Annotated in this window: 9 protein-coding genes and 1 pseudogene; 5 read left to right on the plus strand and 5 right to left on the minus strand. The window is 63.9% G+C overall.

The window, feature by feature from the left end; all coding sequences use genetic code 11:
• The 3 genes from ABID58_RS35465 to ABID58_RS35475 form a co-directional block, all read right to left on the minus strand.
• Nucleotides 1–858, minus strand: coding sequence for a branched-chain amino acid ABC transporter permease (locus tag ABID58_RS35465; protein ID WP_148751960.1), 858 nt, complete (start codon nucleotides 856–858; stop codon nucleotides 1–3).
• Between the two features lie 36 nt (nucleotides 859–894).
• A complete protein-coding gene (locus ABID58_RS35470; protein WP_354037539.1) occupies nucleotides 895–2,409 on the minus strand; it encodes an amidase in 1,515 nt (504 codons plus the stop codon).
• A gap of 167 nt (nucleotides 2,410–2,576) precedes the next feature.
• Nucleotides 2,577–3,761, minus strand: coding sequence for a substrate-binding domain-containing protein (locus ABID58_RS35475; protein ID WP_354037540.1), 1,185 nt, complete (start codon nucleotides 3,759–3,761; stop codon nucleotides 2,577–2,579).
• A gap of 188 nt (nucleotides 3,762–3,949) precedes the next feature.
• On the opposite strand from ABID58_RS35475, the gene ABID58_RS35480 reads away from it, so the two are divergent.
• On the plus strand, nucleotides 3,950–4,375 hold the full coding sequence (locus tag ABID58_RS35480; RefSeq protein WP_148751963.1) for a MarR family winged helix-turn-helix transcriptional regulator: 426 nt from the start codon (nucleotides 3,950–3,952) through the stop codon (nucleotides 4,373–4,375).
• Between the two features lie 170 nt (nucleotides 4,376–4,545).
• On the opposite strand, the gene secA is transcribed toward ABID58_RS35480, so the two are convergent.
• Complete coding sequence (gene secA, locus ABID58_RS35485) at nucleotides 4,546–7,386, minus strand: preprotein translocase subunit SecA (RefSeq protein ID WP_354037541.1); 2,841 nt, start codon at nucleotides 7,384–7,386, stop codon at nucleotides 4,546–4,548.
• A 352-nt stretch (nucleotides 7,387–7,738) separates the two neighbouring features.
• Here secA and ABID58_RS35490 point away from each other — a divergent pair, with 352 nt between their 5' ends.
• The 3 genes from ABID58_RS35490 (at nucleotide 7,739) to mutT (ending at nucleotide 10,461) form a co-directional block, all read left to right on the plus strand.
• Nucleotides 7,739–8,650, plus strand: coding sequence for a peptidylprolyl isomerase (locus tag ABID58_RS35490; RefSeq protein WP_148756439.1), 912 nt, complete (start codon nucleotides 7,739–7,741; stop codon nucleotides 8,648–8,650).
• A 143-nt stretch (nucleotides 8,651–8,793) separates the two neighbouring features.
• Nucleotides 8,794–10,035: a bifunctional glutamate N-acetyltransferase/amino-acid acetyltransferase ArgJ gene (argJ, locus tag ABID58_RS35495; RefSeq protein WP_354037543.1), complete on the plus strand. Its 1,242-nt coding sequence runs from the start codon at nucleotides 8,794–8,796 to the stop codon at nucleotides 10,033–10,035.
• 15 nt (nucleotides 10,036–10,050) lie between these two features.
• Nucleotides 10,051–10,461 carry an 8-oxo-dGTP diphosphatase MutT gene (gene mutT, locus ABID58_RS35500; RefSeq protein ID WP_148756441.1) on the plus strand — a complete coding sequence of 137 codons (411 nt, stop codon included), beginning with the start codon at nucleotides 10,051–10,053 and terminating at the stop codon, nucleotides 10,459–10,461.
• 135 nt (nucleotides 10,462–10,596) lie between these two features.
• Here mutT and ABID58_RS35505 read toward each other — a convergent pair whose 3' ends face one another.
• On the minus strand, nucleotides 10,597–11,466 hold the full coding sequence (locus ABID58_RS35505; RefSeq protein WP_354037545.1) for a methyltransferase domain-containing protein: 870 nt from the start codon (nucleotides 11,464–11,466) through the stop codon (nucleotides 10,597–10,599).
• Between ABID58_RS35505 and ABID58_RS37485 the strand changes: the two are divergent.
• Nucleotides 11,365–11,758 (plus strand): annotated as a pseudogene (locus ABID58_RS37485) (hypothetical protein); the annotation flags it as partial. The gene ABID58_RS35505 and the pseudogene ABID58_RS37485 sit on opposite strands and share 102 nt — an antisense overlap.

Here is an 11,758-nt window from a genome sequence, read left to right on the forward strand (position 1 = left end):
CTAAACCCCTTTTCCAGCGATGAGGCCCTGCGGCCGGAATTTGATGAAGGCAATGGCGAGGACGAAGACGAGGACATCGGCGACCACGGGCGCCATGACCCAGGGCAGCGCGGCGCTGAGCGTGCCGATCACGCCGGCGCCGGCAACGGGGCCGATGAACGACCCGACGCCGCCGACCATGACGGCGACAAAGCCCTGAATCAGGAAGCGGATGCCGAGATCGGCATAGAGGCTGAACACCGGCACGATCAGCGCGCCGGCAAGGCCGGCCAGTGCGGAGCCGAAAGCAAAGGTGGCGCCGTACATCAGAGGCGTCGAAATGCCGGATGCGCGCGCCAGCGACGGGTTCTCCAGCGTGGCGCGCATGCGCAAACCAAAACTCGTGCGCGACAGCAGGAGATAGCAGCCGACCATCACCAGCAGCGTGATGACGATGATGGTGAAGCGCCAGGCCGAGATATGCATGGTGCCGATGTCGATCGAGCCGCCGATCGGCTCGGGCACGGTGAGATAGAAGCCGCCGATCAGGCCACGCACGGATTCGCGGATGATGAGGCCGAGCGCGTAAGTGCCGAGCATCGCCACGATCGGCGCGGCGTAGAAGCGGCGGATGATCAGCGCCTCCAGCACGAAGCCGAGCGCACCGACCAGGAAAGGCGCTGCAACCATGCCGGTCCAGATCGGCAGGCCCTTGGCGTAGGCGAGATAGGTGATGTAGGCCCCGAGCAGGACGAACTCGCCCTGCGCAAAGTTGAAGATGCCCATCATGCTGGCGATGATCCCGAGCCCCAGCACGATCAGGACGATGATCGCGCCGAAGCTCAGGATCTCGAAAGCCGCGACGAACGCGTTAGCCATGCGATGCTGTTCCGTTCGTCTGCACTAATTCCTCTCTCACATCTTCTTCCAGTCGCCGATCTGCTCGAAGGCGTGCGCGGCGCGGTAGATGGTGGATTCCTCGAACATGCGGCCGACCAGCATCAGGCCGACGGGCAGCCCGTCGACCATGCCGCAGGGCAACGACATCGCGGGATGATGGGTAATGTCGAACGGCGCGGTATTTGAGATCATCTCCAGGGCACGGGCGACGTAGTCCTCGCGGCTGGCCGTCGGTTCCGGCAGCTTGGTCGCCTTCATTGGCGTCGTCGGCAGCAGCAAAAGGTCGTATTCGCCGAACGCCTTGTCGTAGGCCGCAGTCAGGCGGCGGGAAATGTTGAGCGCCTTGCCGTAGTAGCGTGGTCCAAAGGTGTTGTTGATGTAGGTGCCCAGCAACAGAAACAGCTTTGTCGTCTCGGACAACGAGTCCGCCTGCCGGCGCCAGCCGCGGTGGAAGTCCATCAGCGAAGTCGAATAGAGATCGGACCGGCTCAAGCCGTAGCCGTCGCCATACATCATGGTCTGGGTCATGCCCTCGGTACCGATCGGTGTCCAGATCGCGGGACCGGCGAGATGCATCGGGATAGAGACGGTCTCGACAGTGGCGCCGAGATCCTTGAAACGCTTTGCGGCCTCGCGCACGCTTTCATTGACGGCGGCCTCGGCAGTCGCCTGCTCGAAGCCTTCCTTCAAGATGCCGATCTTCATTCCCTTGACGCCCTGGCCGAGCGCCTTGGTGTATTCCTCCACCTTCGGCGCCTTGATGCGGGGATCGTAGCCGTCATCGCCAGCGAGCACTTCGAGCAGCAGCGCGTTGTCGGCGACGGTCGCCGTCATCGGACCGGTGTGATCGACGAAAATCTCGATCGGCATGATGCCGGTGTAGGGCACGAGGCCCCAGGTCGGCTTCATGCCGTAGGTGCCGCAAAACGAGGACGGCATGCGGATCGAGCCGCCCTGGTCGCCGCCCATCGCCATGTCGGCTTCGCCCAAGGCAACGACAACGCCGCTGCCCGAGGACGAGCCCCCGGCCGAATAGCCCATCTTGTAGGGATTATGCACCGCGCCGACCGCGTTGGTGTGACTGCCGCCGGACATGCAAAAGGATTCACAGTGGGTCTTGCCGAGGATTTCCCCGCCGGCATCCAGGATGCGCGTGACGACGGTGGCGTCGAAATCGGGGATATAGCCTTCCAGCGTCGTTGAGCCGTTCATCATGGGCACGCCGGCCAGCATGATGTTGTCTTTCAGCGCGACGGTCTTGCCCTTGAGCTTGCCAGCCGGGGCGCCCTTCACGCTCGACTTGCGATACCAGGCATTGCGCGGATTATCTTCCGCCGACGGCCGGTAGCCCGGCGTCCGCGGATATTTCACCTCCGGCACCTCGTCCGGCATCGCGCCGACGAGGTTGTAGGCATCGATCGAGCCCTGCATCAGGCCACGGAACGATGTCACGTCGGCGTCGGTCAGTGCGAGACCGCACTGCTCGGCGACGCTGCGAAGTTGGGCTGGCGTGGGAAGGACAACTGTCACGGCGCGCTCCTTGAGGCTTCTTGATCCCTGGCTTTGAACGGACAGCCGCTGGGCTCGGGCCTGCACGGCGCGGGCCAATCGGCATCGCGTTGATACTAGAGACGGAAATATTTTCCTTTTCAAGTATTATTTTGGAGCGGATCGTGCGCTGATTGCCACGCGTGGCGTCAGACCGGCTTGATCAGCTTGAAGTCGAGGCCATCGGCCTCGGCGAGATACATCTGCATCCGGGCGTGACCGTTGCGAACGACCACCGGGCCGCGCGCGCCGCCGTAATCGATGTTGCGCCCCGCCGCGAGCATCGGCCCCATCGCCAACGAACCGGCCTTGTTCGCGACGGCTTCAAGGAAACGCAGGCCCTCGTAGCTGGACTGGCCTAGCGAGCCGATCGGCGCGGCGTTCGGTCCGAACATCTGGCGATAACGGCTTTGAAAATCGTCATTGGCGCGCGACCCGACACCGGGAAAATAGCCGGAGGCACAGAACATGTTCTCGCTGTTGTCTGCGCCGATGCCGAGCAGCACCGTCTCGTCCATCGCGCCGGCCAGCCGCAACGTCGTCGCGGCGAGACTGCACTCGCCGAACGCGCGATTGAAGGTGATGCTGTCCGTGCCGATCAGCGAGATCAGGACGACGTCCGGTCTTGCGGCGCGGATCCGCTCCAGATGCGGCTCGTGGTTGTCCTCGCCAAGAGGAACGAACTCCTCGCCGACGACGCATCCGCCGGTTTCCTTGATGTAACGCTTCACCGCGCGATGCGATTGCCATGGCCAGACATAATCGCTGCCGATCAGGTACCAGCGGGCCGCGTTCTTGACGTCGGCCAGCCAGTGGATCGCAGGACGGCTCTGCCAGCGCGGCGTTTCGCCGATCGCCATGACGCCTGGCGTCAGTTCGCCGCCTTCATAGACGGGCGTGTAGATATAGGGGATCCGGTTCGCGGTGGTGATCTTACGGAGCGCGACACGAACCGCGCTGGTGTGCATGCCGACGACGAGATCGATCTCATCGTCGACGACCGCCTGCTCGGCGCGGTTCAGGACACTGTCGAGCGGACCGCCGGCATCATAGATCGACAGCTCGATCTCGCGGCCCAAAATGCCGCCACGCTTGTTGATCTCGGCGACCGCGAGCTGCGCGGTGTTGGTGGCGCATGGCCCCCAGATGCCGGGCGAGCCGGTGCAGCAGATGAAGCAGCCGACGCGCAGCTTGTTCGTACCGCGACGCCGAAGAAAGGCATGATCGTTGGGCGACAACGCACCATCAGCCGCCGATGACGACAGATTCCTGAACAGCAAGGACGGCGGCAACGCCGGACCGCCGTGTGCCGGGAAGTTTACCGTCGCGCGCACGCCAACTCCTGTCTGGTACCAGACCTGAAAGCACATTGAGCAGGCGGCCGCGGCACCCGCCCTTTTGTTGTGCAATCATCCTATTTTGAAAATATTGAATATTCAAGAATTGAAGTGCATATAGAAGCAGCATTGATTGCAAGACATTCACTCATTTGGGTCAAGACGAAGTCTTAGCCGTGGCAAAAATGAACGCTCCAATCACCGAACACCTCGCTTACCTGCTCGCGCAAGCAAACCGGGAGATCAACCGGCAGCTCGAACTGCGGTTGAGCAAGGAGGGGGTTCCCGTCGAGCAATGGCGCATCCTGAAAGTGCTGTCGGATGGCGACGGCCATTCGATGGGCGAGCTTGCGGACGCTGTGCTGCTCAACCATCCGACGCTGACCAAGATGATCGACCGCATGGTCTCCGACACGCTGGTCTACCGCGTGCAGGACCCGAACGACCGCCGCAAGGTTTTGATGTTCATCTCCGACCGCGGCAAGGTGCTGTGCAAGAAGCTCAACTCGCTCGCGGTCGACCAGGAGGAGCACATCCTGGAGAGCTACGGCGACAAGCCGACCAGCGAGCTCAAGCGGCTGCTGGAGAGCTTGATCGATAGCTCGAATTGAGGGGCGGCTTTACGCTTTCTCGCCGCTACGAGAATTGCGCGCCACACGCACACCTGTCATCGCCCGATTTAATCGGGCGATCCAGTATTCCGAGAGGGTCGTGATTGAGCCGAGAGGCCGCTGCGTACTGGATGCCCCGCCTTCGCGGGGCATCCAGAGAGCTAAACCGCTTACGCGTACCGCCCGTGGCAGTGCTTGTACTTCTTGCCTGAGCCGCAGGGGCAGTCCTCGTTGCGGCCGATCTTGCCCCAACTGGCAGGGTTCTTCGGATCGCGCAGCGCGGCATCCGTGGCCTGCGGGGCCAGCGTGACGCTGGCGAGCGCCATTTCGTCCTCGCCGGTATCCGGATTGAGCTTGTGCGCTTCCATCTGCGGCAGGATGGGCGCCTCCTGCTCCGGCGGGACGATCTCGACCCGCATCAGCTGCGCGGTAACGGCCTCGCGCAGGTGCGCGCTCATCTCCTGGAAGAGATTGAAGGCTTCGGTCTTGTACTCCTGCAACGGATCGCGCTGGCCGTAGCCGCGCAGGCCGATGACCTGGCGCAGATGGTCGAGCATGATCAGGTGCTCGCGCCAGAGATGGTCGAGCGTCTGCAGCAGAATGGTCTTCTCGACGTAACGCATCACGTCGGGACCCCATTGCCCGACCTTGGCTGCCATGTGCTCGTCGGCGCGGGTCTCGATGCGCTTGAGCAACTCCTCGTCGGCGATGCCCTCTTCCTTGGCCCAGTCCTGGACCGGCAGGTCGAGATCGAGCACGCGCTTCAGCTCTTCGTTCAGGCCGGCGACGTCCCACTGCTCGGCATAGGCATGCTCGGGCACGTGCTTGGCAACGAGATCGTCGATGAAGGCGTGGCGCATGTCGGTGACGGTCTCGGCAACGCTGTCGTCCTTCATCAACTCGACGCGCTGGTCGAAGATCACCTTGCGCTGGTCGTTCTGGACGTTGTCGAACTTGAGCAGGTTCTTGCGGATGTCGAAGTTGCGGGCCTCGACCTTCTGCTGCGCCTTCTCCAAGGCCTTGTTGATCCAGGGATGGATGATGGCCTCGCCCTCTTGCAGGCCGAGACGCTGGAGCATGCTGTCGAGGCGATCCGAGCCGAAGATGCGCATCAGATCGTCTTCCAACGACAGGAAGAACTTCGAACGGCCGGGGTCGCCCTGACGGCCGGAACGGCCGCGCAGCTGGTTGTCGATGCGGCGGGATTCATGCCGCTCCGAACCGATGATGTAGAGACCGCCCGGCTTCTTGACGGTCTTGGCCGGCTTCGAGCCCTTTGCCGGCTCGATCTCGACGGTCTCCTCGGCCTTCAGGACGATCTCGCGGAAGTGCTCGATGTCGGCCTTGATCTGCTCGATCTTCCTGGCCTTCTCGGCCTCGTCCGCGATATCAGCAGTCTCCTGCTGGATCCGCATGTCGAGCGAGCCGCCAAGCTTGATGTCGGTACCGCGGCCGGCCATGTTGGTCGCGATCGTGATCGCGCCGGGAACGCCGGCCTCGGCAACGATGTAGGCTTCCTGCTCGTGGAAGCGCGCGTTCAGCACCGCGAACAGCTTTGCCGGCTTGTTGGCGCGCGCCGCGGCGTACAGCTTCTGCATCGAGTTCTCGTTGCCGAAGTCGATCTGCCGGTAGCCGTGCTTCTTGAGGTACTCGGCAATCACCTCCGACTTTTCGATCGAGGCCGTGCCGACCAGAACCGGCTGCAGCCGCGCATTGGCGCGCTCGATCTCGGCCAGGATCGCGGCGTATTTCTCGTTCTGGGTGCGATAGACCTCGTCGTCCTCATCCAGGCGGGCGACCGGCAGATTGGTCGGGATCTCCACGACCTCGAGCTTGTAGATGTCGAACAACTCGTCGGCTTCCGTCAGCGCCGTGCCGGTCATGCCGGCGAGCTTTTCGTACATCCGGAAATAGTTCTGGAAGGTGATCGAGGCGAGCGTCTGGTTCTCCGGCTGGACCTGGACGTGCTCCTTGGCTTCCAGCGCCTGGTGCAGGCCTTCGGAATAGCGGCGGCCCTGCATCATGCGGCCGGTGAACTCATCGATGATCACGACCTCGTCGTCGCGGACGATGTAGTCCTTGTCGCGTGTGAACAGCGTGTGGGCGCGCAGCGCCTGGTTGATGTGGTGCACGACGGAGACGTTCTCGACGTCGTAGAGCGACTCGCCCTTGAGCTGGCCGGCATCGCGCAGCAGCTTCTCGATCTTCTCCATGCCGGCTTCGGTGAGCGTCACCGTGCGCTGCTTCTCGTCGACGTCGTAGTCGCTCTTGTCGAGCTTGGGCAGGAACGAGTCGATGGTGTTGTAGAAGTCGGAGCGGTCGTCGAGCGGGCCGGAGATGATGAGCGGCGTGCGCGCTTCGTCGATCAGGATGGAGTCGACTTCGTCGACGATCGCATAGAAATGCGGCCGCTGGACCATGTCCTCGAGCCGGTACTTCATGTTGTCGCGGAGATAGTCGAAGCCGTATTCGTTGTTGGTGCCGTAAGTGATGTCGCAGGCATAGGCCGCCTTGCGCTCGACATCGTCGAGGCCATGGACGATCACGCCGGTGGTCAGGCCGAGGAAGCCGTAAATCTGACCCATCCAGGCGGAGTCGCGGCGGGCGAGGTAATCGTTGACGGTGACGACGTGGACGCCCTTGCCGGCGAGCGCGTTGAGGTAGACCGCGAGCGTTGCCACCAGCGTCTTGCCTTCGCCGGTCTTCATCTCGGCGATGTCGCCCTCGTGCAGCACCATGCCGCCGATCAGCTGGACGTCGAAATGGCGCTGGCCGAGCGTGCGCTTGGCAGCCTCGCGCACGGTGGCGAAGGCTGGCACCAGCAAATCGTCCAGCGTCTTGCCCTCGGCAAGCTGCTTCTTGAAGTCAGCGGTGCGGGCCTTGAGCGCCTCGTCGGAGAGCTTCGAGACCTCGGGCTCCAGCGCGTTGATCGCGTTGACGCGGGACTGATATCCCTTCACCCGCCGGTCGTTGGCGGAGCCGAAAAACTTGCGGGCGAGCGCGCCGATCATGCCTAGTTCCTGTGTTCGCGATTTAACCGCGTTGCAGCCAAGAAGTTGTCACCCGCCTGCCTATCAACTCACCGTGACGCCTGTCGGCGTCAGAGCCCGGACTGCGGGGGTCATCCGCCATATGGGTGGGAATTGGGCTAGTCTGGGTTCAACGGCCAAAAACGCAGCAAAATAAACGCCATCGCCATGGTCGCGACCGGGCAGAGATATGGCCCGGTCAGGGCCTTGTCAACGGCAGGCGCATTGCGGCTAATTCATCATTTTGACAGACTTTTCGCGTTGCCAAGCCCCCCTGAATTGGGCGAGTGTCCGCCCCGCTTAAGCAGCCCCTGCTTCAACATAAGGATTTTGCATGACCACCTCGTTCCCGGTCACCACCGGCCAGCGTTTCCGCCACGCGTCCGCCCTGGCTGGCTGCTTTGCCCTGGCGCTGTCCCTGGCGTTCGCTGGTCCGCTCCGGGCCGCCGACGATCCGGTCCTGGCGAAGGTCAATGGCGTTGACATCAAGAAGAGCGACGTCGCCATGGCCGAGGAGGAACTCGGACCGAGCCTCGCCCAGATGGATCCCGCGACCAAGGACGAGAATGTCCTGTCGTTCCTGATCGACATGAAGATCGTGTCCAAGGCCGCCGAGGACAAGAAGGTCGCCGACGGCGAGGAATTCAAGAAGCGGATGGCGTTCGCCCGCAATCGCCTGCTGATGGACAGCCTGCTGGCCCAGGAAGGCAAGGCCGCGACCAACGACGACGCCATGAAGAAGGTCTACGAGGAGGCCTCCAAGCAGATCACCGGCGAGCAGGAAGTGCGCGCCCGCCACATCCTGGTCGAGACCGAGGACGAGGCCAAGGCGGTGAAGGCCGAGCTCGACAAGGGCGCCGATTTCGCCGAGCTCGCCAAGAAGAAGTCCAAAGATCCCGGCTCCGCCGACGGCGGCGACCTCGGCTTCTTCACCAAGGAGCAGATGGTGCCGGAATTCTCGGCCGTCGCGTTCGCGCTCGAGCCGGGCAAGATCTCCGATCCCGTGAAGTCGCAGTTCGGCTGGCACATCATCAAGGTCGAGGAAAAGCGCAACCGCAAGGCGCCGGAGTTCGACCAGGTCAAGGCCCAGATCGAGCAGTACGTCACCCGCAAGGCGCAGGCCGACTACGTCGCCAAGCTCCGCGCCGAAGCCAAGGTCGAGCGGACGGACCAGCCGGCGGCCGACGCCAAGCCGGCCGATACCAAGCCTTCCGACAGCAAGATGGCGCCCCCCGCCAAGAAGTAAAAATTCGCTGTCACTTCGGTGACGCCAAGAGTATCTAAGCATCGCAATGGCCGGGCCGAAAGTGCGAAGCACGTCTTCGCACTTGATGTCCCGGCCATCTGCATATCCAGACCTCACCAAGGCACAAGCCAAGGCACCTCGCGATGTCCTCAACCGCCTCCCCGCTCGCCCCGAAGAACGTTCCCGCCATGCCGGTGATCGCGGGCGTCCGTCTCGCGACGGCCGAGGCCGGCATCCGCTACAAGAACCGCACCGACGTGCTGCTGGCGATCATGGACAAGGGCACCGCGGTCGCCGGCGTCTTCACCAAGTCGAAGTGCCCGTCCGCGCCGGTCGAATGGTGCCGCGCCAAGCTCAAAGGCGGCAAGGCACGCGCACTGGTCGTCAATTCCGGCAATGCCAACGCCTTCACCGGCAAGACCGGCCGCGGCTCCACGGCGCTGACCGCGAAGATCGCGGCCAAGGCCGTCGGCTGCAGCGAGAGCGAGGTCTTTCTGGCCTCGACCGGCGTGATCGGCGAGCCGCTGGACGCGACCAAGTTCGACGGCGTGCTGGAACGCCTCGCCGAGACCACTGAGGCCGGCGATTATCTCGCGGCCGCCAAGGCGATCATGACCACCGACACCTTCCCCAAGGTCGCGACCGCGACCGTGAAGCTCGGCAAGGCCAAGGTCACCATCAACGGCATGGCCAAGGGCGCCGGCATGATCGCCCCCGACATGGCGACGATGCTATCCTTCATCTTCACCGACGCGCCGATCGCGCCCGCCGCGCTGCAGGCGCTGCTCAAGGCCGGCGTCGAGGACACTTTCAATGCCGTCACGATCGACGGCGACACCTCGACCTCCGATACGCTGCTGGCTTTCGCCACCGGCGCTGCCGCCGAGCACGGCGCACCAAAGATCAGCCGTGCCAGCGATCCGCGCCTGAAGTCCTTCGTCAAGGCGTTCAACCAAGTGCTCGCCAATCTTTCCGAACAAGTTGCCCGCGACGGCGAAGGCGCGCGCAAGCTGGTCGAGATCACCGTCGATGGCGCCAAGACCAAGGCCTCGGCGCGCAAGATCGCGATGTCGATCGCCAACTCGCCGCTGGTGAAGACCGCAATCGCCGGCGAGGACGCCAATTGGGGCCGCGTGGTCATGGCCGTCGGCAAGGCCGGCGAGCCCGCCGACCGCGACAAGCTCTCGATCTCCTTCAACGGCATCCGCGTCGCCAAGAGCGGCGCGCGCGATCCGTCGTACGACGAGGCGCAGGTGTCGGAGGCGATGAAGGCGCCGGAGATCGCGATCAAGGTGTCGCTCGGCCTCGGCAAGGGCCGCGACCGCGTGCTGACCTGCGACCTCACCAAGGAATATGTCGCGATCAACGGCGATTACAGGTCTTAACCGCACGAAGGCGAGATGGCTGATCTCAAACTGACACTGGTGGTAGCGTGCGCGCTGGTCGACGCCGACAAGCGCGTCCTGATCGCGCAGCGCCCCGAGGGCAAGACGCTCGCGGGCCTCTGGGAATTTCCCGGCGGCAAGCTGGAGCCGGGCGAGCGGCCGGAGCAGAGCCTGATCCGCGAGCTCAATGAGGAGCTCGGCATCACCGTCGCCGAGCCGTGCCTGGCGCCGCTGACCTTCGCGAGCTACGGCTACGAGACCTTTCATCTGTTGATGCCGCTCTACATCTGCCGGCGCTGGGAGGGCCAGGTCATGGCGCGGGAGGGCCAGAAGCTGGCCTGGGTCCGTGCCAACAAGCTGCGCGACTATCCGATGCCGCCGGCGGACATTCCGCTGATCCCGCATTTGATTGACTTGCTGATGTGAGGCTTGCCTGCCCCGGACGCAGCGCAGCGCTTCTTCAGCGGTGCGCTGCAGAGCCGGGGCCCATGCGCTAACGGCAGACTGGGTCCCGGCTCTGCGCAGCAGCGCAAGAGCGCTGCAGCGCGTCCGGGACACGTGTCAGCTCTCCCCGGCCTTCTTCACCGCCTCTGCCAGGCTCGCTTTCGCCGATCCCGGCTTCAGCGGCTGCTGCTGGCTCGCATGCGGGGCCCAACCGGAGAGCCAGATGATATCGAAGGTCGCACGGACGCGGCCGTCGGCGTCGGCAAAGCGCTCGCCATAGATTTCGGCCATGCGCAGCAGGGTCGCGCGCCGGCTCGGCGTGCGCCGCCGCTCGATCAGCACATTGGCCGCACCCATGCGGCGAAGATCCTGCATCAGGGCAAAGGCATTGGAATAGCGCACCACGACGCGGTCGACGTCGGTGACCGGCAGCGCAAAACCCGCCCGCTGCAACAGCGCGCCGATATCCCGCAGATCCGCGAACGGCGCCACCCGCGGCGACACGCCGCCCTCGCATTCGACTTCCGCCGCAGCAAACGCCTGCCGCAGCTCGGTCAGGCTGTCGCCGCCGATCATCGCGGCGAGCAGTAGCCCGTCCGGCTTCAGTGCCCGGCGAATTTGCGCGAGCACGCCGGGAAGATCGTTGACGAATTGCAGCGCCAGCGCCGACACGACGAGATCGAGGCTTTCGGGAGCGAAGGGCAGCTTCTCCTCGCCGGTCTCGCCAAGCGCGATCTGCTGAAATGACGGCAGTCGCGCTCGTAACCCCGCCAGCCCCTCGCCTGGCGTCCAGAGATCAGCCGGCGCGCGAAATTCGCGCATCACCGCAGCCAGCCGGTCGGACATGTCCTCGGCCACCCGATCGAGCAGGAAGCTCACGGCACCTTGCGCCTGCGCACGGCGCTGCCGCGCGTGCAGCAAAGCACGATCGAACAAGGCGGGCGGCGTTTGTGGGTTTGTGGCCATGGCGCTGGTTACGCCGATCATGCCGGTTCTGGCAATCCACTGCATGTGGCGCTAGCCTTCCTCGTGGACGCCGCACCGGCCCTCGCGTTCCAAGCCAACAATGCGCGCCAGCTTTGTGGCGCACTGGAGCATCAGACGATGATCACCTGTTACCTGCGATACGAGATCCCCCCGGACAAGCTCGCCGAATTCGAAGCTTATGGCAGGATGTGGCTGGAACTAGACGACCGATTCCATGAAACCTGCGTGGTGGAGCGGGTTGAATTGGTGGAACGGACGGGTTGTTGGCGGATTCCTCGTTTGCGGTCGGCGA

The organism is Bradyrhizobium sp. S3.2.6, assembly GCF_040546885.1.
GTDB classification, from domain to species: Bacteria; Pseudomonadota; Alphaproteobacteria; order Rhizobiales; family Xanthobacteraceae; genus Bradyrhizobium; species Bradyrhizobium cytisi.